This window comes from Candidatus Paralachnospira sp. LCP21S3_A2, from assembly GCF_052118925.1.
GTDB lineage: Bacteria > Bacillota > Clostridia > Lachnospirales > Lachnospiraceae > Lientehia.
The window spans coordinates 19,755-43,755 of sequence record NZ_JBQKGG010000012.1 but is presented as its reverse complement, the minus strand read 5'-3'; the positions used below and the strand labels follow the sequence as shown (position 1 = coordinate 43,755).

Sequence of the window (24,001 nt, the reverse complement as noted above, 5' to 3'; positions counted from 1 at the left end):
AAAGAGCCGTTAGATTTACTAAAAAAAAACGTGAAAAGCGGAAAAGTTTGTTCACACTTTAAAATTGCAGGATGCTATAATAAAAACCGTAAAAACCCCCCCCAATACATTTTTATATAGTTTTGCTACACCCCATAAGAAAGAAATACCTTCTCCTAAAACGGACAGCGAAAGCTGTCCGTTTTGCTGTCTTTACACCGCTTTCATTTTGGTATAAAATGGGGTAGGTAAAGAAAGCAGGAATAGTATGTGTGAGAAAATAAGAAAAAGTGCCCTGTTCAGTGACGAGACTGCCGACTACCGCAGTCCGGTTGAACCGGAAAAAGGCGAAACGGTGACGATCCGTTTTCGTACCGCAGCCGGAGAAGGCTGCCGGGTGTATCTGGTGCTGAGGGGCGAAGAGGAAGAATACGAACTGGAGCTTCACAGGGGAGAGATCTTTGATGTTTATGAGACCGCGCTTTCCCTTTCGGAGGAGCCTGTTTTTTACTGCTTCCGTCTGGAAAAGGGGACGGAGCTTTTGTGGTACAGCAGGATCGGAGCATCGGAGACCGCGGACTGGGACTGTGCCTTCCGGATCACGCCGGGATTTCATACGCCGGACTGGGCGAAGGGTGCCATTATGTACCAGATCTTCACGGACCGGTTCTGTAACGGAGATCTGGAAAACGATGTGAGAGACGGAGAATATCTGTATGTCAACGGCCAGCCGGTCAGTCATGTAGATGACTGGAGTCAGTATCCGTCGGCACTGGATGTTAATAACTTCTACGGCGGCGATCTGGCCGGAGTACTCAGTAAGCTGGACTATCTGAAGCATCTGGGGGTGGAGGTCCTTTATTTTAATCCGCTGTTTGTGTCTCCCTCCAACCATAAATATGACAGTCAGGATTATGATTACATCGATCCTCATTTCGGAACCATTGTCCGCGATGAGGTCTGTCCCGTCGGCGTCGGCCAGAGCAACCGGGCGGCCCGCGGCTATATTGCCCGTGTGACGGATAAAGAGAACCTGGAAGCCTCCAATGAGCTGTTCTGCCGCGTGGTGGAGGAGGCTCATAAACGGGGAATGCGGGTGATCCTGGACGGTGTGTTCAATCATTGTGGATCCTTTCATAAGTGGCTGGACCGGGAGCAGATCTACGAGGGACAGGAGGGCTATGAAAAGGGGGCTTATGTGGCAGAGGACAGCCCGTATCATAAGTTCTTTAAGTTCCATGGAGGCCAGTGGCCTTATAACAGCCATTATGACGGCTGGTGGGGCTTTGATACTCTTCCGAAGCTGAATTATGAGGAGTCGGAGGAGCTTTATGAATATATTATGAGGATCGGACGCAAGTGGGTGTCACCGCCGTTCAATGCCGACGGCTGGCGTCTGGATGTGGCGGCAGATCTCGGACGCAGTGAAGCCTTCAATCATCAGTTCTGGCGGGATTTCCGGAAGAATGTAAAAGAGGCGAAGCCGGATGCGCTGATCCTGGCGGAGCATTACGGTGATCCCGGAGCCTGGCTGCAGGGAGATCAGTGGGATACGGTCATGAACTATGATGCGTTCATGGAGCCGCTGACCTGGTTCCTGACGGGTATGGAAAAGCACAGTGATGAACGGAAGGATTCCCTTTATGGGGATGGAAACCGATTCTTTTCTACTATGCTGCGGGAGATGAGCCGCTTCCAGACGCCGTCCCTTCAGGTTGCCATGAACGAGCTGTCGAATCATGATCATTCCCGCTTTTTAACGCGGACCAACCGCACGGTGGGACGGACGGGAAGTCTGGGAGCCAGGGCGGCGGAAGAGGGCATAAAAAAATCAGTGCTGCGCATAGCGGTGCTGGTTCAGATGACCTGGCCCGGGGCACCAACGATCTATTATGGCGATGAGGCAGGTGTCTGCGGGTGGACGGATCCGGATTGTCGGAGAACGTATCCGTGGGGACATGAGGATCTGGAGCTGATCGAGTTCCATAAATATATGACCAGAATCCATAAACGGAACCAGGCACTGCGGATCGGCTCACTGAAGCCGCTGCTGGCCGATGACGGGATCATCGCATACGGCCGGTTCCAGGGTGATAACCGGCTTGTCACAGCTGTAAATATAAGCGAGGAGGAACGCGAGGCAGATCTTCCGGTCTGGGAGATCGGCGTTTCGATGAACGGAACCATGCGGCGCATCATGCAGACTGCAGACGACAGCTATAACAGCGGGCAGCTTCCTGTTTCAGTGGAGGAGGGGCTGCTTCATATAGTACTGCCTCCGGAAAGCTCTGTTTTATTTGTGGAAGAGGTTTCTCTGGATAAGGATGAGGAGGATTGAACGATGGACGGAAAAGAAAGGCGTCAGAAGCTCATAACGCTCATGGAAGAGAGTGACGGACCGATTTCCGGCGAGAAGCTGGCAGGGCTCCTTGGCGTGAGCCGTCAGGTGATCGTACAGGACATTGCGCTTCTCCGTGCCGCAGACATGGAGATCCTGGCAACAAACCGGGGATACCTCTGCAAAACGGCGAAAAAAGTAAGCCGTGTGTTTTATGTCAAGCATAAACCGGAGGAGATCGAGGCGGAAATCAACAGCGTTGTGGATTTCGGCGGTACGGTCGTTGATGTGTTTGTGGAGCATGAGCCTTACGGGGAGCTGCGCGCGCCTCTGGGAATCCATACAAGGCACCAGGTTCGTTCCTTTGTGAACAGCATTGAAAACGGCAATTCCAGTCCGTTGTCCACGATCACCAGCGGGGAGCATTATCATACCGTGGAGGCGGAGTCGGAAGAGATTCTGGATGAGATCGAACAGGAATTAAAAAGGCAGGGATTTCTGATGAAATAAAAGGAGCTTTTCGGAGCTGGCAGCCTTGACAGAGGGTCAGGGCACCAGTTTCCAGGAAAGCTCCTCTTTTATTTCACAGGGAAATACGTCCTGTGAAACAAAGGTTACTCGTGGCGCAGTGCGTCGATGGGGTTTAAGTTTGCTGCCTTCACCGAGGGAATGATCCCGAAGATCAGACCGATAAGGGTGGAGAAGATCACAGCCACCAGAATCGCCGGGACGCTGATGGCGACCGGAGATGAGGTTAAGTGGGAGATGATGTAGGCGAGGCCGATGCCGCCGCCGATCCCCAGAATGCCGCCCAGTCCGGTTAGAACGGCAGCTTCTGTTAAGAACTGGCCCAGGATCTTTGTTTTTCGTGCACCAAGAGCCTTTTTCAGGCCAATCTCCCGGGTACGCTCGGTGACAGACACCAGCATGATGTTCATAACGCCGATACCGCCCACCAGCAGGGAGATGCTGGCAATCCAGATCAGCTGGCGGTTGGTTGCCGCCGAGAGCTGCTGAAGCTTGGCTGCCTGCTCCAGAAGATTTTCTGCCTTATAGCGGATGGTATCATCGGAAACCGTCAGGTAAGCATTAAGGATGTCTGCAGCCTTTTCGCCTGCTTCGGTCATGTCGTCGGTGGACACGGCGCGGACAACCAGATTCTGGGGCTCATCAAACTGATACAGAACCGGCCAGATCGGATCAGGAACGCAGACCATGCCGCTGGAGTTGTTCGATACATAGCGGTTATAATCCTCCATGGAATTGATGACCGGTTCGAAGCCTGTCTTCTGGGCTACCAGTCCGACGACCGTAAAGGGCTCTCCCTTGATCTCGATGGTTTTTCCGATGGCGTCATCCCCCTGGAATAAGTTGGAGGCTGCCGTTTTATCCAGAAGAGCGACCTTTCGGTTGTCGGTGAAATCTTTATCGGTAAAGCCGCGGCCGCGGGTGATCTGATAGCCGTATACATTCAGATAATGAGCATCGATTCCGAGAATATTTCCGCCCTCCAGGGTCAGGTTTCCGTTATAGACGGCGTTGTATTCGTTCCGCGTATGGTACAGGGAGGCGTCTGCCACCTGGGAGAGTGCGGTGATCTCCGCCAGCATTTCATCGGAGATCACGGGAATCCCGTCGGGAACGGACTGATAGGTGAGGTCCAGCGGCCAGTCACCCTGGTAAAGCTGGATCTTCACGGCGTTGTTTCCGGAGCCGACCAGGTTCTGCTTGATCTGCTCGTTGGTTCCCTTAATGGTGGAAACGATGGCGATGATGGAGCCGATTCCGATGATAATGCCCAGCATGGTCAGAATGGAACGGAGCTTATGGGCCCAGATCCCCTGAAAGGAAAGTCTGATATTTTCTAGCATGGGGCACCTCCTAATATTTGTAGTCGTAGAGGCTGTCAACGGTCTCCGTTTTTGCCCCGTCTTTTACATTTTTTCCGTAAGGAAACGCGATTTCGTCCTCCATATCAAGACCGGATTTGATTTCCACCGATCCGTACATGATCTTTCCGGTTTCCACATACTGCTTTGCAAGCTTTCCGTTTTCCCCTTTTTTGTAGACGTAGGAACGGTTTCCATCCGCCCGCACAAAGGCACTGGACAGATAGATGTCCCCGCTCTGAGTGGTATCACCGGAGGAAGCTCCGTCCAGAGACAGATCCACGCCGTCTCCGTTGTTCAGCTCCGCATCACCCTTGATGACTGCTGTAAACGGATAATAGGACATGTTGGGATTGCTGCCGCCGTAGGAATTGGAGCTGGAGGGAGTTCCTGAAACACTGGTAATGGTGGCTTCATAGCTCATGCCATTGTTCCAGGAGGTTACCGTCAGGGTCATATCCTTCTGTACCAGGCCGAGAGCGGTCTCTGCCACATAGCCGGTGATGTAGTAGCCCTCTTCGCCGACCACGGAAATGAGAGGCTTGTTTTCCAGCTTGGCCGTTTCTTCGTCAGTCACAGATTTTACTGTGCCGTTTACGGTGCTCTTGATCAGTCCGTCGTCCATTTTCTGCTTCAGCTGTTTCAGAGCCAGCTCAGAGGTACGCTTCTGGAGATCCAGATCCTTTAAGGACTCTTCCTTTTCCCGGATCTGCTTTGCCAGCTCCTCTTTTGTAGGGCCGGAGGGGATATCGATTCCGGGACCGTCGGGAAGGCCGGGCTCCGGCTCTTCAGGACCATCCGGATCTTCGGGAGAATCCGGATTCTCTGGCTCCTCAGCACTTCCGTCCAGAGTCCAGGTATAAAGCATAAGCTCGTCTTTTACCACTTCAAACCGGCATACGGCCTGGCTTTCCATGATCCAACGCAGAAAATCCGTGTCGGCACTGATTCCCGGTTCACATAAATAAAGGTAGGGGTCTGCTGCCGTTCCGCTTCCGGCATAATGATTTTCTACTGCATTTGCGTCTAACGGCATGGAAGCAGTATGGAGCAGGCCGTTTGCAATGGCGGTGTTCTGCGCCTCGGTCAGCGGAGCTCCAAGGGAGGGCCGGCTCTGACCGATCAGCTCTGCAATCTCATTCCAGTCCATCTCCCAGGAGCTTACGATCTTTGTGGGGGCCTGAAGATCATCCACCGTATCAAAGACGGCACAGCTTTTTTCTTCCACCGCTTTTTTCAGGTAATCCTTTGCCACAGAAACGGTTTTTTCGTTTTCGGCAGGGCATACATAAAACCGGTAAGGGTCTGTTTCGGTTCCGGTTCCCATATAAGGAACCGATTCCGCGGTAATCGTTGTATAGACCTTTGACGGGTCGATGGTTTCTGCTGCCGCCGGTTCGGAGCCGGAGGAAGTCCGGGGAGCCACGGTTCCGGCAGAGGCGGTCCGCAGCAGGCGGACGCCGTTATTTCCGGCTCCGGAAGCGGTCAGATGAAGTCCGGCCAGAGCGCTCGGAGCCGCGGAAGCTACAGGCTTTGTTTTCCGAAGCTGGTCTAATTCGGCCTGAACATTCTGGATACTTAACCCAAGTCCGTCAATTTCCATCTGTTTCATTTCCAGCTCCATGGAGACCAGAGTTGTATCGTAGGCGATCAGCGGATCTCCGACTTTTACGGTGTCCCCCTCCTTCACATAGATCTGGGTGACGGTCAGGCTGCTGTCATAAGCAATATTCTGGTTTAAATTGGTGGTGACATTTCCATAAGGAGAAATATCGCTGTTGTCGTTCCAGTAGCCGTTGTTCATGGCAGATACGGGAGCTACCTTGACCGGAGCTGCACTCCGCTTCATGGCATAGGAAATTCCTCCGAATACAAGAGCCACGGCCAGAACGCCGGATACGGATCCGATGATCAGTTTTTTCTTTTTCATACGGCCTCCTCTCTGACGCTTAAAATACCGTCGCGGATCAAAAGCACCCGTTTTGCGTGGGCGGCAATCTCCGGATCATGAGTGATCATGATGACAGTCATGCCTTCTTCGTTGAGCTGACGGAACAGCTCCATGACCTGATGACCGGAGGCGGAATCCAGTGCACCGGTGGGTTCGTCCGCCAGGAGAATATCCGGCTTTGTGACCATGGCACGGGCAATGGCAACGCGCTGCTTCTGACCGCCGGAAAGCTGGGTGGGCTTAAAATTCATGCGATCCGCCAGACCGACCTTTTCCAGCGCGGAAACAGCGCGCTCCCGCCGTTCCTTCCTGGAAACACCGGCATAGAGCAGGGGCAGTGCCACATTGTCCACGGCGCTCTGCCTCGGCAGCAGATTAAAGCTCTGGAATACGAAGCCGATGGAGCGGTTGCGGACAGCGGACAGCTCCTTGTCCTTATGGTGGAGCAGGCTGGTTCCGTTTAAGGTGTACTCTCCGGAGGTCGGCGTATCCAGACAGCCGATGATGTTCATTAACGTTGTCTTCCCGGAGCCGGAGGGCCCCATGATCGCCACGTATTCGCCGCGGTCCACGTGGAGAGTGACATCCTTTAAGACCGGGACGGTCAGCCTTCCCTGGAGATAATCCTTATAAATGTGATCCAGTTCCAACATCATTGGTCAGACACCTCCTCCGAGGGGACAGCCGAGTCGCCGCCGCCGATGGCTTCCATCTGATTGTCGCCGCCGCCGATGCCCTCCATCTGATTGTCACCGGGATCGGAATACGGGAGGATCTTACCGTCGTTTTTCATGACAGGTACGCCGGGTTTACAGTCTTCGCTGGGCCATACGATATAATCGGTGCCCTTCAGTCCGTCCAGGATTTCGTAAGTGTCATTTTCTTTATCATATTCGCCCAGAGTCACGGAACGCTTTTCCAGCCTGTCATCGGAATCGGCTGCCCAGACGTAAGGGCTGCTGTCGATGTCCTGGATGTAGGAGCTCATGAGCCACATCCCCTCCTTCTGCTCCGTGGAGAATCCGTAGTCCGGCTCTACATATACATGCTGCCCGAGCATGAGGCCGTCGCTGGAATCCAACACCACATAGAAGGGATATTTTGAGGCCTGGTTTCCGCCGTCGGAGCTGGAAGTATAACTGTTATTGTCCGAAATGGGCTTTTCGGTATCGATGGTATCAACGGTTCCCTTCCAGGTGATGGTCTCGTCCACACGGGAATGGACGATCACACGCTGTCCCACGGAAAGATTTCCCATGTTCTGTTCGCTGATGGAGCCCTTGACCCTGTACTTTCCAACGGCCAGAATGCTCATAAAGGGCTTCTGTTCGCCGGTGTAGTTATCATAGCCGGGCGCCTCATTGATCTCCTGGACCACACCGTCGATGGTGGAATGAACCAGGGCGGAATCCAGGGATTTCTGAAGCTTTTCAATCTCCAGCTGCTTTACCTTATAGTCATATTCCTTCTGCTTCAGCTCCAGAGTGGCCTGCTGGATCTGTGTGGTGTAGGAAAGCTGTTCACTGGCGGGGGCACTCTTTTTTTCCTTCTCCAGCTGGGCAATATTGGCCTTCTGGGTATCCATGCTGTTGGAAATGCTTTCCAGCTCCAGGTTGGCCTGTTCCACCTTCATGGAGAGATCTTCCGTATCGTACTGGAACAGGGGAGTTCCCACCTTTACGGTATCGCCCTTGGAAACATAGATCTCTTTTACAGTCTGATCGGATTCCAGCTGGATATTTAAGGTACTCTGGGATTCCACAACACCGGCAAAGCGGTTCTGGGTTCCGAGACCGGTTCCGGTCAGCGTGGCGACGGAATCTGCGTACAGGGCGTTTCCTTCAGCGGATGAACCGCCCTTCCTGGTCGTGGTGCGCCATACGATCAGTCCGGCTGCGAGCACGGCCAGAACGGCCGCACCGCCGATGATAAGATGTTTCTTTTTCATAGACAATCCTCCGTTGTTTTCCAATGATTACTTCCATTCTAACAGAAAGGACAGATAAACGAAACAACGAAAATTCTTAAGATATCTTAAAAAAAGCGGAATCAAAAGGGTTGCAAAGGAAGCCATTTCTTATATATAATAGAGTTATGATGAGCGTACTTTGCTCAGAAAAAAGGAACGGAGGGAGATACCGATGGAAGAACAGCAGAAAGAAATAGAACTGGCAGCAGAAAAGGCAGAAAACCAGGAGCCGGAGGCACCGGCAGAAACCATGGACGATTATAAGGAAGAGCTGGAAGCATCGTTTAAGCAGGTACGGGAGGGCGATGCTTTGACCGGAACAGTCATCGGCGTGGATGAGGATGAGATCACAGTGGATCTGCAGTCCTATACCGAGGGAATCATCAAAAAAGAGGATTTCACGAATGATCCCGGTGTGGTCTTAAAGGAAGCGGTACAGAACGGCGATGAAATTACTGCCACCGTGGTAAAGACGGATGATGGCCAGGGTCATGTTCTGCTCTCCAGAAAAGAAGCCAATGATCAGATGGCCTGGGAAAAGCTGGAGCAGTGCTTCCGGGACAGAACACCGATCCATGTAAAGATCGACGGGATCGTAAAGGGCGGCGCAGTCGCCTATGTAGAAGGAATCCGTGCGTTTATTCCTGCGTCCAAGCTGTCCACCACATATGTGGAGGATCTGGAGGACTGGCTGGGGAAAGAGCTTGACGTTCAGGTGATCACCTGTGAAAAAGAAGGAAAACGTCTGGTGCTTTCCGCCAGAGAGCTGGCTTACGCAAAGGAGATGGAAGAGCGCCAGAAGAAGATCGCAGCCTGCGAGGTCGGGGCCGTCTCTGAGGGTGTAGTGGAAACGATCCAGAACTACGGAGCCTTTGTGAAGCTGGACAATGGCGCCACCGGTCTGCTCCATGTGTCACAGATCAGTGACAAACGCCTGAAAACACCGGCAGCTGTGTTAAGCGTCGGACAGAGGGTGACAGTAAAGATCACGGCTGTGAAGGACGGAAAGCTGAGCCTCAGCATGAAGGCACTTCTCGATGTGGCAGAGCCGGAGGATACCGCAGAGCACATCGAGTATACAGAAGAGGGGCAGGCGGCCACCAGCCTTGGGGCATTGTTAAAGGGCTTCAAGCTTGATTAAGGGACATCTGGGAAGGAAGTACGATTATGGCAATACCTCAGTTACCGAAGGAATATGATCAGCTCGACCAGTGGACGACGCTCATGTTCCTTTACAAGTCTGCGCTTCAGGAGGTTCAGACCAGGATCAATATCCTCAGTGAGGAATTTCAGCAGATCAACCACTATAATCCGATCGAACATGTAAAAGCCAGGATTAAGACGCCGGAGAGCATTGTAAAAAAATTAAAGAAGCTGGGCTTTGAATCTACGATTGAAAATATGTACCGGGAGCTTCATGACATTGCCGGAGTCCGGATTATCTGCTCGTTCACCTCGGATATTTACTATCTGGCGGATGCCATTTCCAGACAGAACGATGTGAAGGTGCTCATGGTGAAGGATTATATCCAGAACCCGAAGCCTAACGGGTATCGGAGCTATCATATGGTGATCTCTGTACCGATCTATCTGTCCAGCGGGCAGGTGGAGATGAAGGTGGAGATCCAGATCCGCACCATCGCCATGGATTTCTGGGCGAGTCTGGAGCATAAGATCAACTATAAATTTGAGGGCGCCGCACCGGCGCATATGTGTGATGAATTAAAGGAGTGTGCCGATATGGCGGCCGATCTGGACCGCCGTATGCTGGCACTGAATGAATCGCTGCAGCGGGCAGGAGAGGAGAGACAATCATGAGCAGTCTGAGCGTATGGATCGCCGGAGCAAAAGGTCAGCTTGGCTCCGCCATCTACCGGATCCTCCATGAAGATGTAAAGATCGAGGTGCTGACCTCAGATCTGGACGTGGATGTGACCGATCTGGAGGAGGTTACATCATTTGTAAATATCAACCACCCGGATGTGGTGATCAACTGTGCGGCCATGACCGATCTGGCCATATGTGAACGTCAGGCTGAGGCTGCCTTTAAGGTTAATGCCCTGGGAGCAAGAAACCTGGCTATCGCAGCAAGAAAGGTCAATGCAAAGCTGATCCATATTTCCACCGACGATGTATTCGACGGAACGGCAAAGCATCCTCTGACGGAGTTTGACCGGGTAAATCCCCGGACTGTTTACGGAAAGTCCAAGCTTGCCGGGGAGCAGTTTGTACGGGAGCTGGCACCGAAACACATGGTTGTCCGCAGCTCCTGGATCTACGGAAACACGAAAAACAACTTTGTAAGTTATATTCTGGACGGGCTTCTGACCGAAGACACGATCTTTGTGCCGGTGGATCAGGTGAGCACGCCTACCAGCGCCGATGATCTGGCAGAGTTTATTGTCAAGCTGATCCATTCCTCCGAGTATGGAATTTATCATGCTTCCTGTGAGGGGATGTGCAGCCGGTATGAGTTTGCCAGGGAGATTGTGCGGCTGTCGGGAAAGGATGTGCGGATCGAGCCGCTGGCGGCCGGAGACAATCCGTCCATTGTGAACCGTCCCCGCTATACGCTTCTGGATAATTTCATGATGCGGATGTCGGGAATCCACCAGATGCCGACCTGGAAGGAATCCCTTGCAAGGTTCATGGAAGGGAAAAAGATCAATGAATAAAAAGAAAAAGAAAATCGGCCTGACAACGTACATATTTATTGCTCTGCTTCTGGGCTCCCTGACCGGAGTACTGCTCCACTATTTTGCTCCGGCGGGCTATGTGCGGGATCAGGTATTTGTCGCCGGAATCTTTGAAGTCTGCGGAACCGGCTTCCTGCGTCTCATGCAGATGCTGGTGGTACCGCTGGTATTCTGTTCCCTGGTGTGCGGAAGCTCCGCCATTGGCGATACGAAGAGCCTTGGAAAGGTCGGAATCAAGACCCTGGCCTTTTACCTGGTGACAACGGCTCTGGCGATCTCGGTGGCGCTGGCCGTGGGAAATCTCATCAATCCGGGCATCGGCCTGGATGTGTCCAGTCTCCAGACTGCCGAGGTGGCAGAGGTACAGTCGGTGTCTCTGGTGGATACCCTGCTGAACATCATTCCGAAGAATCCGATCCAGGGACTTGCGGAAGGAAATATGCTTCAGATCATTGTCTTTGCCCTGATCATCGGCATTATCCTGGCAAAGCTCGGAGAGCGGGCCGAGGTGGTTTCCAACTTCTTCGCCCAGTTCAATGATGTGATGATGGAAATGACCATGATGGTCATGAAGGTGGCTCCGGTGGGTGTGTTCTGTCTGGTGGCAAAGACGTTTACCAACATTGGATTTGGTGCGTTTGCAAACCTGATCAAATATATGGCCGGGGTGATGCTGGCGCTGGTGATCCAGTGCGGCGTGGTCTACATGCTTATGTTAAAGATCTTTACAGGAGCCAATCCGTTAAAGTTTTTAAAGAAATTTGCACCGGTCATGGGCTTCGCCTTTTCCACGGCGACCTCCAATGCCACTATTCCCATGTCCATTGATACTCTGTCCAAGAAAATAGGAGTCACCAAGAAGATTTCCTCCTTCACGATTCCTCTTGGCGCGACCATCAATATGGACGGAACCGCCATCATGCAGGGCGTGGCGGTTGTATTTGCGGCGCAGGCCTTCGGAATTCCTCTGGGTCTTAAGGAATATGCCATGGTCATTGCTACGGCAACCCTGGCATCGATCGGAACGGCAGGAGTTCCCGGGGTCGGTCTGGTGACCCTGACTATGGTATTTGCATCGGTGGGACTTCCGGTGGAGGCCATTGGTATTATTATGGGAATCGACCGGATCCTGGATATGAGCCGTACTGCAGTCAACATCACCGGAGACGCGGTCTGCACGACCATCGTGGCACATCAGGCCGGCGGCTTCGACAAGGAGGTCTTTAACGACATGAATGCCGGAAAGAATCCGGAGTTGTAGCCGAGACAAAAGTGAGACACCTGTAAAAACTGCGAATTGCACAACGAATTGCATAAAGAAAAAAGAAAAATCCAATTAAACTGTACATTATGCACGAATAAGATCGGCTGAATTAAGGGCTCCGGGGCAGGGAGCCCTTAATTTTTTTATGAAAAACCGGAATAAAATGATAAAAACCTCTGCATAAACCGCCGAAACTTTCGAAAATTCTAAAATAAAACTGGGGTGTTGACAGATATCTCTTTTTGAGAAATAATGAGGGCAGATGGAGACACTACATGGGGGTGTAGAGAATACCAGCTGCCACTTAGAAAAGAGCATGAGGAGGAATAAGGTTATGGGTAACAATTTAAATCCTTACGTAGCAAGTGTAATTGATTATGTAAAAGCGACACATAAGAATGAGCCTGAATTCGTTCAGACTGTTGAGGAGGTTTTTTCATCGATCTCTCCGATCATGGATGCACATCCGGAGTATGTGAAGGCAGATCTGCTTAAGAGAATGGTAGAGCCGGAGCGTATGTTTACATTTCGTGTATGCTGGATGGATGACAATGGCGAATATCATACAAACCGTGGCTGGCGCTGCCAGTTCAACGGTGCGATCGGACCGTACAAGGGCGGTCTTCGTTTCCAGAAAAATGTTTATGAGGGCGTAATCAAGTTCCTCGGCTTTGAGCAGACCTTTAAGAACAGCTTAACCGGTCTTCCTATGGGCGGTGCAAAGGGCGGTTCCGACTTTGATCCTGCCGGCAAGTCTGCAGCAGAGGTTGAGAGATTCTGCCAGAGCTATATGACAGCTCTGTACCGTTATATCGGACCCGATATCGACATTCCCGCAGGTGATATGGGTGTCGGCGGCCGTGAGATCGGTTATCTGTATGGCCAGTACCGCCGCCTGAAGGGCGTTTGGGAGAACGGCGTTCTCACCGGTAAAGGCCTCAGCTACGGCGGTTCCCTGATCCGTCCGGAAGCAACCGGCTTTGGTGCAGTATATTATCTTCAGGAGGTTCTCAAGCACGAGAATGATACCATCGAGGGCAAGAGAATTGCTATTTCCGGCTACGGCAATGTAGGCTGGGGCATCATGAAGAAGGCTGCTATGCTTGGTGCAAAGGTTACATATTTCGCAGGTCCTGACGGATATATTCATGATCCGGAAGGTGTTGTTACAGAAGAAAAGCTCAACTACATCCTTGAAATGCGTGCAAAGGATCCTATGCACTGCAAGCCTTACGCAGACAAGTTCGGTGTTGAATTTGTTCCCGGTGAGAAGTGCTGGGGCGTTAAGGATGTTGACGTATATATGCCCGCGGCTACTCAGAACGATGTCCGTATGGAATCTGCAGAAAAGATCGCAGCTTCCGGCGTAAAGTATTACATCGAGGTGGCAAATATGCCTACCACCAACGACGCTCTGAATTATCTTCGCGGACAGGAGCATATGATCGTTGCTCCTTCCAAGGCAGTTAATGCCGGCGGCGTAGGCGTTTCCGGTCTTGAGATGTCTCAGAACTCCGAGCGTCTTGTATGGACTGCAGAGGAAGTTGATGCACAGCTTCATAAGATGATGCAGAACATCCATAAGGTTTCCGCAGAAGCCGCAGAAGAGTACGGTCTTGGTTATGACCTTGTTGCCGGAGCGAATATCGCAGGCTTCAAGAAGGTTGCTCAGGCGATGTATGAGCAGGGAGTATTCTAAAATCTATCTAACATCTACATATTACCTCAGAAGGGAGCCGGTGGAGACACCGGCTCCTTTCACATTTTGTAAGTGGTTTTGTGAGCCTGGTCTGTTTTTGTCCGATGAGAGCGTGTAAGATGGAGCTGAAGTGACAGATGAATCCGAAAATTTGTTGTTGATCTATTATTATAGAAGAAATGTGTGTCTGACATGGCGGGATATAAAGCAGGAAACGGGAAAACATTTATAGACAGACATGAAGCGGAACATGGAAAAAGAATCCGGATTCCCCAATATTCCATTCATATCCTGGCAGTTACGGCGGTTTCGGCGGAGGCTTTTGACCTGCCGCCGGAGCGGAATGCCCTCATAAGCTGTACCGGCCGGGTCACGCCTTCGCTGAGACGATGCGGCCAGAACCATATTCTGATCCTGCCGTTTCCGGATGTGGAAGATCCGCAGTATGCAGGGGCGTTTGGCGGGGCACACGCACGGGCGATCCTGCGATTTCTGGAAGAGCTGCCGGAGACTGTGACAGATCTGTATGTCTGCTGTTCCAAAGGCGGTTCCCGCAGTCCGGCGGTCGCGGCGGCACTACTTCGGATAAGCGGAAGATCCGACCGGGAAGTGTGGGAAAACCCCTATTATGTACCGAATACGCTTGTCTATTATTGCCTGTGCCGGGAAGCGGGAATTTCTATTTCCTGGGAGGATGTATGGAGGCGAAAACAGAAAAATGATGAGGCATTCCGGAACGTACAGAACGGAGAACCATGCCGGTATGAACGGTGGCAGATCCTGGAATAAGTGGTTTTGTAGGAGGGCTGAAATGTAGTATAATGAAAAAGAACAGAAATGGGAAAACGGAAAAGATAAAGCAGAAACGATAACGTACAAAAAATAAAAACGGGGAGGAGCAGAAGATATGTCATTTCAGGATGAACTTCGGGCAGTGGTGCCGGAGACTGCAAAAGCAAAGTCGCGGGAAGAAATGAAACAGGAGGTTCTGGAGGATGCCAGGGCAGATTTTAATACATTGAAGGAAGGTTTCAAAAAGAATATTTCCATAGGAATATTCCGAAAAGGCGAAGTGGGAAAAAGAAGAGCGTGTGCCATCTGCTCAGGAGCTAAATTTTGTGGGAAAAAGTATTTTAAATTTGTGTGGCAGAGGGAAAAAGTAAGACAGGGGATTCTCTCCATGTCGGAAGAGATGTATGTGACGGACTGCACCTCTGATAATTATGAAAAGTACCGGATTTATCGTGATGAACTTGAACGTCTGGCAAAAGAAGAAAACGTAAAAATAGAGTTTAAATGCGAGGCGCGGGATGATCTTATTCCGAAGTGGACCGACCAGTGGCTGTTGTTGGTAGAACGGCCGGATCTTCCGAAACAAACAGAATATGGCTCATATCCATGGTCACGTCCATGGGTAAAAAATTATAACAGAGGTTCTGTATCCGTACCGGGAAGAGTGGGGATAACGAAAAGTATAGGGAAATTTGAGGTTTATCTCAGCGGTACGGTAGAATTTTAGGCATCCATCTTTCACTTTCTCAACTGGTTACCAAATATAAAAACTCCGTTAAGTAGTTGATTCTGAAAAAGTAATATGTTATAATCAAAATCGTCCCCTGGTTGTGAATAAATTGACAAACACGGACGGACAGATGAATGATGAATTTATATAAAGAAGAAGGAGATCAGATTACTATGGATTACGCAAAAGAATCCCTGCGCCTCCACGGAGAATGGAAAGGCAAGATTGAAGTAGTATCAAGAGTTCCTGTTAAAACAAAGGATGATTTATCCCTGGCGTATACTCCCGGTGTTGCACAGCCCTGCCTGGAGATCCAGAAGGATGTAAATAAGAGCTATGAGCTGACACGCCGTCATAATATGTGTCTTGTAGTTACTGATGGTACCGCAGTTCTCGGACTTGGCGATATCGGTCCTGAGGCCGGTATGCCGGTTATGGAAGGAAAATGCGTTCTGTTCAAGGAATTCGGTGATGTGGATGCATTCCCTATGTGTATTAAGAGCAAGGATGTGGATGAGATCGTAAACACGATCTACATGATCTCCGGTTCCTTCGGCGGTGTAAACCTGGAGGACATCTCCGCTCCCAGATGCTTTGAGATCGAGAAGAAGTTAAAGGAAAAATGTGATATCCCGATCTTCCATGATGACCAGCATGGTACTGCCATCATCACTCTGGCAGGCTTAAACAACGCTATGCGTGTAGTCGGAAAGAAGAAGGAAGATGTTCAGATCGTTGTAAACGGTGCAGGTGCCGCTGCGATCTCCATCACAAAGCTGCTGCTGTCCGCCGGCTACAAGAATGTGATCCTCTGCGACCGCAAGGGTGCGATCTATGAAGGCCGGAAAGAGGGAATGAATCCTATCAAAGAAGAAATGGCACTTGTGACCAATAAAGAAAAGAAAGCAGGCTCCCTGGCAGATGTGATCAAGGGCGCAGATGTATTTATCGGCGTTTCCGCCCCCGGAGTGCTGACAATCGATATGGTAAAGACCATGGCAAAGGATGCTGTGATCTTTGCATGTGCAAACCCGACTCCCGAGATCTTCCCTGAGGATGCAAAGGCAGGCGGTGCAAAGGTTATCGCAACCGGACGGAGCGATTTCCCCAACCAGATCAATAACGTACTTGCATTCCCCGGTGTATTCCGTGGAACCTTTGATGTACGCGCAAGCGATATCAATGATGCCATGAAGATTGCGGCAGCAGAGGCTCTCAGCAGTCTGATCACCGATGAGGAGCTGTCTCCCGAGTATATTATCCCCAAGGCATTCGACAAGAGAGTGGGACCTGCGGTTGCCAAGGCAGTTGCTCAGGCAGCGAGAGATACCGGCGTAGCAAGACTGTAAGAGTAAAAAGCACGCCGTGCGGGGTGCTGATAAATGAAATGGTTAAGGAGGCGCGGAGAACCCCGGGCCTCCTTTTGATGTACATGAAACACTGTCGGGGATGGAAAAGAAGCTGAGCCTGCTGTTATAGAGATCGTGGAATAGTTGACTTCTTGTTTTTTTAAAAAACATGAAAAAAGGAAAAAGCCCCTTTTCAAAACCTAAGTGTTGTGTTATCATAGTCACTGCAACTATATATTGTGCTAGATATAGAAAAAGATATCAATATATTGTGTAGAGAAGCCTGAAGGACACAGACGGCATACGGATAGCGAAAAATAGGGAGGAGAATGGTTATGGGAACGCATGTAAAAAACCGGGTAATTAAGCGGAACGGGGAGGAAGTTGCCTTTGATATTTCCAAAATTGTAAATGCGATTACGGCAGCGAATGGTGAGGTGGATAAGCTTCATCAGATGAACGAGTACCAGATCCTGGCAGTGGCTGACAATGTGGCTGACCGGATCGCGGAATCGATGCATGCGGTGAATGTAGAGGATATTCAGGACATGGTAGAAACCGGGATCATGGAAATGCGCGGTTATGAGGTGGCACAGAAATATGTCCGCTATCGTTATAAGCGGGAGCTGACCAGAAAATCCAATACCACCGACAACGGAATCCTGTCGCTTCTGGACAACATTAACGAGGAAGTGACTCAGGAAAATTCCAATAAAAATCCGGTGATCAACTCGACTCAGCGTGATTATATGGCCGGTGAGGTGAGCAAGGATCTGTCCCGCCGTGTACTGCTTCCGGAGGAGATCGTCCAGGCTCATGAGGCCGGAATCATTCATTTTCATGATACAGATTATTATGCACAGCGGGAGCACAACTGCGATCTCATCAATCTGGAGGATATGCTCCAGAACGGAACGGTCATCAGCGAGACGATGATCGAGAAGCCCCACAGCTTTTTTACTGCCTGCAATGTGACGACCCAGATCGTGGCGCAGGTTGCCAGCAACCAGTACGGCGGACAGTCCTTTTCGCTGGCGCATCTGGCGCCCTTCGTGGATGTGAGCCGCCAGAAATTAAAGAAAAATGTCATCGCGGAGCGGAAGGAATGCGGGGAACCGCTGGATATGGATATCATCGACAAGGTGACGGAACGGAGACTCCGCGATGAGGTCAAGAGCGGGATCCAGACGATCCAGTACCAGCTGATCACTCTGATGACCTGTAACGGTCAGGCTCCCTTTGTGACTGTGTTCATGTATCTGGACGAGGTTCCCGAGGGACGGACAAGAGATGATCTTGCCATGATCATTGAAGAGGTCCTGATCCAGAGAATGCAGGGCGTTAAGAACGAAAAGGGTGTATGGATCACACCGGCGTTCCCGAAGCTGATCTATGTGCTGGATGAGGATAATATCACGGAGGATTCCAAGTACTGGCATCTGACCGAGCTGGCGGCGAAATGTACGGCGAAGCGTATGGTGCCCGATTATATTTCAGCCAAGGTGATGCGGGAATTAAAGAGGGGCTGTGTATACCCCTGCATGGGCTGCCGCTCCTTCCTGACTGTGGAGGACAGCCAGAAGAATGCAGACGGAAGCCATAAATTCTACGGACGGTTCAATCAGGGCGTTGTGACCATCAATCTGGTGGATGTGGCCTGCACCGCCGAAGGCGACATGGAGAAATTCTGGGAGATCCTGGAGGAGCGTCTGGAGCTTTGCCACCGGGCACTGCGGTGCAGACATGAGAGACTTCTGGGAACCATTTCCGATGTAGCTCCGATCCTGTGGCAGTACGGTGCACTGGCAAGACTGAAAAAGGGAGAGACCATCGACAAGCTGTTATATGGCGGCTATTCGACCATTTCTCTTGGTTATGTAGGACTTTATGAGATGTGTATGAGAATGATCGGCAAGTCCCATACGGATCCTGAGGCAAAGCCCTTCGCTCTGGCGGTTATGCAGAAGCTCAACGATAAGTGTGCGGAGTGGAAGGCAGCGGAGAACATCAGCTATTCCGTTTACGGAACGCCCATGGAATCCACGACCTACAAGTTTGCCAAGTGCTTACAGAAGCGGTTTGGCATCATTCCTGGAGTGACGGATAAAAACTATATCACCAACAGCTATCATGTTCATGTAACGGAGAAGATCGATGCGTTCAGCAAGTTAAAATTCGAGTCGGAATTCCAGAAGCTGTCTCCGGGCGGCGCTATCAGCTACATTGAGGTGCCCAACATGCAGACCAATATTCCGGCGGTGCTGTCGGTAATGAAGTTCATTTATGAGAATATCATGTACGCGGAGCTGAACACCAAGAGTGATTATTGTGAGTGCTGCGGCTACGATGGAGAGATCCAGATCAAGGAGCAGGAGGACGGCAAGCTCATCTGGGAATGCCCCAACTGCGGAAACCGTGATCAGGATAAGATGTTTGTGGCACGGCGGACCTGCGGTTATATCGGAACCCAGTTCTGGAATCAGGGACGTACCCAGGAAATCAAGGATCGTGTGCTTCATCTGTAAAATTATATAAACGGAATATGTGGCGCCGTGAACCGGCCGGGAAAGTCCGGTGCGGGCGGCGCCATTGATATCCGGAGAATTTCCGGCGGGGAGGTTGGATCATGAATTACGGAAACATAAAAGAATATGATATTGCAGACGGCCCGGGCGTGCGGGTGACGCTCTTTGTCTCCGGCTGCCGCAACTGCTGCAAGGGCTGCTTTAATTCGGAAACCTGGAACTTTCAATATGGACAGCCGTTTACGGAGGAGACCATGGAAACACTTCTCTCCTGCCTGGCTCCGGATTACATTCAGGGCTTTACACTCCTTGGCGGCGAGCCCTTTGAACCGGAGAACCAGAAAACCTGCGTGAAGATCCTGAAAAAAGTCCGTGAGACATATCCGGAAAAGGATATCTGGTGTTACAGCGGCTATCGTTATGATGTGGAGATGGCAGAAGGCGGCCGGGTCCATACCGATGTCACCGACGAGATGCTTTCCTATATTGATGTGCTGGTGGACGGAAAATTCATCGAAGAAGAAAAAGACATTACGCTCCGGTTCCGGGGAAGCCGGAACCAGAGGATACTGAAGCTGAAGGAACAGCAGGCACCGACAGGATCACGATAAAAAAGTACCAACGTATACTTGAGAGTAACACTGCCCATAGCTTGTCATAAAAGCGGTTTAATGGTATACTATGATAAGCTATGAGCAGTGCAAAACCCACGGGTATCTTCCGCAGGAACTTGTTCATGGCGGAAAGATACCCGTGGGTTTTATAGGGCGACAGCCCACAGCGAGAAAATCGAAGATTTTCGAGCGGGCACTGCGGGGGAGCTGCCGAAAACGAGGGAATCGAAGAGAAAATCGAAGATTTTCGAGATCGAAGATTTTCGAGCGGGCACTGCGAGGGAGCTGCCGAAAACGAGCCATGGCAGGTGAAAAATATAACTACAGCTTAAGGGGCTTGCTTTGTCCGGAGCCTGTGCCAAAGGAGAGTCTGATGAAAAATGATATAAAGCTGAAGGGCTGGCTTCAGGGATTTATGGGCTGGCCGTTTTATCTGGGAGCAATCGTGCTTCTTATGACGGGAGTGGCCTATAGCTTCAGTGTGCAGGCAGGGCTGATCTGCACCGGTTTAACAGTGGTCTATCTGATGATTGCCGGCTGGTTTTTTCTGATAAAGCGTCCGCTGATCATGCGGGAGCTTCTGGTGTTTGCCGTCAACCATGCGCAGATCCAGAAACAGCTTCTGTCGGATCTGGATGTTCCCTATGCGCTTCTGGACGAACAGGGACGGATCCTGTGGGTCAACCATGCGTTTTCCGGCGTGGTACGGAAGGATAAAAACTGGAAACGGAAGCTGAGTGATCTGTTCCCGGAGCTGCAGGATAAGGAGCTGTCCCCCTTTGAGGAGGAAAGGATTTATGATGTTTCTTATGAAAACCGCTACTATCGGCTTCATCTGAAAAATATCTATATGTCCGATGAATCGGAGCTGGAGGAGGAAGAGGGCTTCAGTGTCGGGCTGATCGCGGCATATCTGTTTGATGAGACGGAAAAGATCCGGTTCCAGCAGGAGATCGAAAATCAGAAGCTGGTGGCGGGGCTTATTTATCTGGATAATTACGAAGAAGCCCTTGAGAGCATCGAGGATGTGCGCCGTTCTCTGCTGATCGCACTGATCGACCGGAAGATCAACAAGTATGTCAACAGCATGGGCGGTATCGTAAAGAAGATCGAGAAGGATAAATATTTCATTGTCATAAAGAATCAGTACATGGACAATTTAAAGGCGGCCAGATTTTCGCTTCTGGAGGATGTAAAGACAGTCAATATCGGAAACGACATGGCGGTGACGCTGTCCATCGGTCTTGGCATGGGCGGAGGAAGCTATATCCAGAATTATGAATATGCCAGAACGGCTATCGATATGGCGCTTGGCCGCGGCGGTGATCAGGCAGTTCTCAAGGATGGCGAGACGATCACCTATTATGGCGGAAAATCCCAGTCTCAGGAGAAGAATACCCGCGTGAAGGCCCGTGTAAAGGCACATGCGCTGCGGGAGCTGATCGAGACCAGAGAGCAGGTATTCATCATGGGACACAAGATCGGCGATGTGGATTCTCTCGGCGCCGGGATCGGGATTTACCGGGCCTGCAGTGAGCTCAGCAAAAAGGCTCATATTGTGCTGGATGATGTGACTTCATCGGTGCGTCCTATTCAGGAGCGGTTCCTGAACAATCCGGATTATGCAGAGGATATGTTTATCCGCGGAGATAAAGCCATTGAGATGGCAGATGCCAATTCGCTGCTGGTGGTGGTGGATGTGAACCGCCCCAGCTTTACGGAGTGTTCCCGGCTGCTGGATATGATTCCGACGGTGGTCGTTCTGGATCATCACCGGCAGACAAGAGAGTGTATCACCAATGCGGTGCTTTCCTATGTAGAGCCGTATGCTTCCTCTGCCTGCGAGATGGTTGCGGAGGTGCTTCAGTATATCGGTGACAATGTGAAGATCCGACAGGCAGAGGCCGATGCCATGTACGCCGGAATCGTGATCGATACCAACAACTTTATGAATAAAACCGGTGTCCGTACCTTTGAGGCGGCGGCATTTCTGCGGCGCAACGGCGCAGATGTTACCAGAGTCCGCAAGATGTTCCGCGACAGCATGCCGGATTATAAGGCGAAGGCGGAGACGATCCACCGGGCGGAGGTCTTTGAGGATGCCTTTGCTATTGCAGTTTGCCCGGGCGAGAACATCGAGAGCCCGACCATCATCGGCGCCCAGGCAGCTAATGAGCTTCTGGATATTGTGGGCATCAAGGCGTCCATCGTACTGACAGAGTTTCAGGGCAAGATTTATATCAGTGCCCGTTCCATTGACGAGGTTAATGTGCAGCTGATCATGGAGAAGCTGGGCGGCGGCGGTCACATGAGTGTGGCGGGAGCTCAGCTCACAGACTGTACCATGGAAGAAGCGGTACAGAAGGTAAAAGAAACCATTAAGAAGATGTTAGATGAAGGAGAGTTATAACATGGAAATCGTATTATTGGAAGATGTAAAAGCCCTTGGGAAAAAAGGCCAGATCGTAAAGGTAAATGACGGGTATGCAAGAAACTTTATTCTGCCGAAGAAGCTGGGTGTCGAGGCCAATGCAAAGAACCTGAATGATTTAAAGCTTCAGCAGGCTCATGCCGATAAGGTAGCGGCGGAGCAGCTTGCGGCGGCAAAGGAGCTTGGAAAGAAGATCGAGGCCTCCAAGGTTGAGCTGGCGGTAAAATCCGGTGAGGGCGGAAAGGTATTCGGCTCTGTTTCCTCCAAGGAGATTGCGGCAGCGGTAAAAGAACAGCTTGGCCTGGAGCTTGACAAGAAGAAGCTTCAGATCCAGGAGCCCATTAAGAACCTGGGTGTTCATGAGGTCATGGTGAAGCTCCACAGAGAGGTGACTGCGAAGCTCCGGGTTCATGTGACAGAGCAGAAATAAGGAGGCTTCCATGGATGAAGCGATAATCAAACGGATCCAGCCCCACAGCATCGAGGCGGAGCAGTCTGTGATCGGCTCCATGCTGATGGATAAGGATGCAATCGTCACCGCCATGGAAACCGTCCATGGCGATGATTTTTATGACCGGCGCTACGGCGTTATGTTTGAGACCATGGTGGAGCTGTATTCCGAAGGAAAGCCGGTGGATCTGGTAACGCTCCAGGATCGCCTGCGGGAGAAAAATGTTCCGCCGGAGATCTGCAGCGTGGAGTTTATCCGGGATCTGATCACAGCTGTTCCGTATTCGTCCAATGTGCGCCAGTATGCCAGGATCGTTTATGAGAAAGCAGTGCTGCGGCGTCTCATCAAAACAAACGAGGAGATCGCCGATGCCTGCTACGGCGGCAATGAACCGCTGGAGGTGATCCTGGAGGATACCGAGAAACGGATTTTTGATCTTCTGAAGGATCGGAGCGGCGGAGATTTTACGCCGATCAAGGACATTGCCCTGGCAACGCTGGAGAAGATCGAGCAGGCCTCCAGAAATAAAAGTGCCATCACGGGAATTCCAACCGGCTTCACCGACCTGGATTACAAGCTGTCCGGTCTCCAGCCCTCGGATCTTGTCCTTGTGGCGGCCCGTCCGTCCATGGGAAAAACAGCATTTGTGTTAAACATTGCCCAGTATGCGGCATTGCGGAAAAATTATACAGTGGCGATCTTCAGTCTGGAAATGTCCAAGGAACAGCTGGTGAACCGTCTGTTTGCCATGGAGTCAAGGGTGGATTCTCAGGCATTGCGGACCGGAAATCTGTCGGACACCGACTGGGACAAGCTGGTAGAGAGCGTCGGGATTATCGGAAGCTCCCGTCTGATCATCGATGATACGCCGGGAATTTCGGTTTCGGAGCTTCGTTCCAAGTGTCGGAAATTCAAGCTGGAGTATGGCCTGGATCTGATCATCATCGACTATTTACAGCTCATGTCCGGCGGAAAGCGTTCCTCTGAGAGCCGGCAGCAGGAGATCTCGGAGATTTCAAGGTCCTTAAAGGCAATTGCCAGAGAGATCGGTGCGCCGGTGATCGCCCTGTCCCAGCTTTCCCGTGCAGTGGAAAGTCGAAACGACAAGCGGCCCATGCTGTCAGACCTTCGAGAGTCGGGCGCCATCGAGCAGGATGCCGATGTGGTCATGTTTATTTATCGTGATGATTATTATAATAAGGATACGGAAAATCCAAACATTGCGGAGATCATCATCGCAAAACAGAGAAACGGCCCTACCGGAACGGTCAATCTGGTATGGCTGCCGGATTATACGAAGTTTGTGAGTATGGAGAAATAACCG

Annotated in this window: 19 protein-coding genes; 15 read left to right on the top strand and 4 right to left on the bottom strand. The window is 51.1% G+C overall.

Annotation, left to right across the window (positions count from 1 at the left end; translation table 11 throughout):
* Positions 1-247: 247 nt before the first annotated feature.
* Both ACTQ3K_RS09390 and ACTQ3K_RS09385 read left to right on the top strand, forming a co-directional pair.
* A complete protein-coding gene (locus ACTQ3K_RS09390) occupies positions 248-2,317 on the top strand; it encodes a glycoside hydrolase family 13 protein (RefSeq protein WP_441567348.1) in 2,070 nt (689 codons plus the stop codon).
* 3 nt (positions 2,318-2,320) lie between these two features.
* Positions 2,321-2,827, top strand: coding sequence for a transcription repressor NadR (locus ACTQ3K_RS09385; RefSeq protein ID WP_441567347.1), 507 nt, complete (start codon positions 2,321-2,323; stop codon positions 2,825-2,827).
* 104 nt (positions 2,828-2,931) lie between these two features.
* Here ACTQ3K_RS09385 and ACTQ3K_RS09380 read toward each other — a convergent pair whose 3' ends face one another.
* Genes ACTQ3K_RS09380 through ACTQ3K_RS09365 form a run of 4 tightly spaced genes read right to left on the bottom strand, consistent with a single transcriptional unit; the run spans position 2,932 to position 8,105 of the window.
* Positions 2,932-4,188 (bottom strand): ABC transporter permease, encoded by a 1,257-nt coding sequence (locus tag ACTQ3K_RS09380; protein ID WP_441567345.1) that lies wholly within the window; start codon positions 4,186-4,188, stop codon positions 2,932-2,934.
* Between the two features lie 10 nt (positions 4,189-4,198).
* Positions 4,199-6,136, bottom strand: coding sequence for an HlyD family efflux transporter periplasmic adaptor subunit (locus tag ACTQ3K_RS09375; RefSeq protein ID WP_441567343.1), 1,938 nt, complete (start codon positions 6,134-6,136; stop codon positions 4,199-4,201).
* Positions 6,133-6,813, bottom strand: coding sequence for an ABC transporter ATP-binding protein (locus ACTQ3K_RS09370; RefSeq protein ID WP_441567341.1), 681 nt, complete (start codon positions 6,811-6,813; stop codon positions 6,133-6,135). Before ACTQ3K_RS09370 ends, ACTQ3K_RS09375 begins: the two co-directional genes overlap by 4 nt.
* Positions 6,810-8,105 (bottom strand): efflux RND transporter periplasmic adaptor subunit, encoded by a 1,296-nt coding sequence (locus tag ACTQ3K_RS09365; protein WP_441567339.1) that lies wholly within the window; start codon positions 8,103-8,105, stop codon positions 6,810-6,812. The genes ACTQ3K_RS09370 and ACTQ3K_RS09365 overlap by 4 nt, the downstream gene beginning before the upstream one ends.
* Before the next feature lie 193 nt (positions 8,106-8,298).
* On the opposite strand from ACTQ3K_RS09365, the gene ACTQ3K_RS09360 reads away from it, so the two are divergent.
* The 13 genes from ACTQ3K_RS09360 to dnaB all read left to right on the top strand — a co-directional run bounded on the left by ACTQ3K_RS09360 (position 8,299) and on the right by dnaB (position 23,998).
* On the top strand, positions 8,299-9,267 hold the full coding sequence (locus ACTQ3K_RS09360; RefSeq protein ID WP_441567337.1) for a S1 RNA-binding domain-containing protein: 969 nt from the start codon (positions 8,299-8,301) through the stop codon (positions 9,265-9,267).
* 26 nt (positions 9,268-9,293) lie between these two features.
* Positions 9,294-9,944, top strand: coding sequence for a GTP pyrophosphokinase (locus ACTQ3K_RS09355; RefSeq protein WP_441567335.1), 651 nt, complete (start codon positions 9,294-9,296; stop codon positions 9,942-9,944).
* Positions 9,941-10,801 (top strand): dTDP-4-dehydrorhamnose reductase, encoded by an 861-nt coding sequence (rfbD, locus tag ACTQ3K_RS09350; protein ID WP_441567333.1) that lies wholly within the window; start codon positions 9,941-9,943, stop codon positions 10,799-10,801. Before ACTQ3K_RS09355 ends, rfbD begins: the two co-directional genes overlap by 4 nt.
* The gene (locus ACTQ3K_RS09345; protein WP_441567331.1) at positions 10,794-12,083 is read left to right on the top strand and encodes a dicarboxylate/amino acid:cation symporter; all 1,290 of its coding nucleotides are present in this window, start codon (positions 10,794-10,796) and stop codon (positions 12,081-12,083) included. The genes rfbD and ACTQ3K_RS09345 overlap by 8 nt, the downstream gene beginning before the upstream one ends.
* 337 nt (positions 12,084-12,420) lie before the next feature.
* On the top strand, positions 12,421-13,785 hold the full coding sequence (gene gdhA / locus ACTQ3K_RS09340; RefSeq protein ID WP_441567329.1) for an NADP-specific glutamate dehydrogenase: 1,365 nt from the start codon (positions 12,421-12,423) through the stop codon (positions 13,783-13,785).
* A 192-nt stretch (positions 13,786-13,977) separates the two neighbouring features.
* Positions 13,978-14,574: a hypothetical protein gene (locus ACTQ3K_RS09335; RefSeq protein WP_441567327.1), complete on the top strand. Its 597-nt coding sequence runs from the start codon at positions 13,978-13,980 to the stop codon at positions 14,572-14,574.
* A 118-nt stretch (positions 14,575-14,692) separates the two neighbouring features.
* Positions 14,693-15,304 carry a hypothetical protein gene (locus tag ACTQ3K_RS09330; protein ID WP_441567325.1) on the top strand — a complete coding sequence of 204 codons (612 nt, stop codon included), beginning with the start codon at positions 14,693-14,695 and terminating at the stop codon, positions 15,302-15,304.
* 176 nt (positions 15,305-15,480) lie between these two features.
* A complete protein-coding gene (locus ACTQ3K_RS09325) occupies positions 15,481-16,656 on the top strand; it encodes an NAD(P)-dependent malic enzyme (RefSeq protein WP_441567323.1) in 1,176 nt (391 codons plus the stop codon).
* Positions 16,657-16,991: 335 nt separating this feature from the next.
* Positions 16,992-19,181 (top strand): anaerobic ribonucleoside-triphosphate reductase, encoded by a 2,190-nt coding sequence (gene nrdD, locus ACTQ3K_RS09320; protein WP_441567321.1) that lies wholly within the window; start codon positions 16,992-16,994, stop codon positions 19,179-19,181.
* A gap of 101 nt (positions 19,182-19,282) precedes the next feature.
* Positions 19,283-19,792, top strand: coding sequence for an anaerobic ribonucleoside-triphosphate reductase activating protein (gene nrdG, locus ACTQ3K_RS09315; RefSeq protein ID WP_441567319.1), 510 nt, complete (start codon positions 19,283-19,285; stop codon positions 19,790-19,792).
* A 376-nt stretch (positions 19,793-20,168) separates the two neighbouring features.
* The gene (locus tag ACTQ3K_RS09310) at positions 20,169-22,205 is read left to right on the top strand and encodes a DHH family phosphoesterase (RefSeq protein ID WP_441567317.1); all 2,037 of its coding nucleotides are present in this window, start codon (positions 20,169-20,171) and stop codon (positions 22,203-22,205) included.
* A 1-nt stretch (position 22,206) separates the two neighbouring features.
* Positions 22,207-22,656 carry a 50S ribosomal protein L9 gene (gene rplI, locus ACTQ3K_RS09305; RefSeq protein WP_441567315.1) on the top strand — a complete coding sequence of 150 codons (450 nt, stop codon included), beginning with the start codon at positions 22,207-22,209 and terminating at the stop codon, positions 22,654-22,656.
* A 10-nt stretch (positions 22,657-22,666) separates the two neighbouring features.
* Positions 22,667-23,998 (top strand): replicative DNA helicase, encoded by a 1,332-nt coding sequence (dnaB, locus tag ACTQ3K_RS09300; RefSeq protein WP_441567314.1) that lies wholly within the window; start codon positions 22,667-22,669, stop codon positions 23,996-23,998.
* The last annotated feature ends 3 nt before the right edge of the window (positions 23,999-24,001 follow it).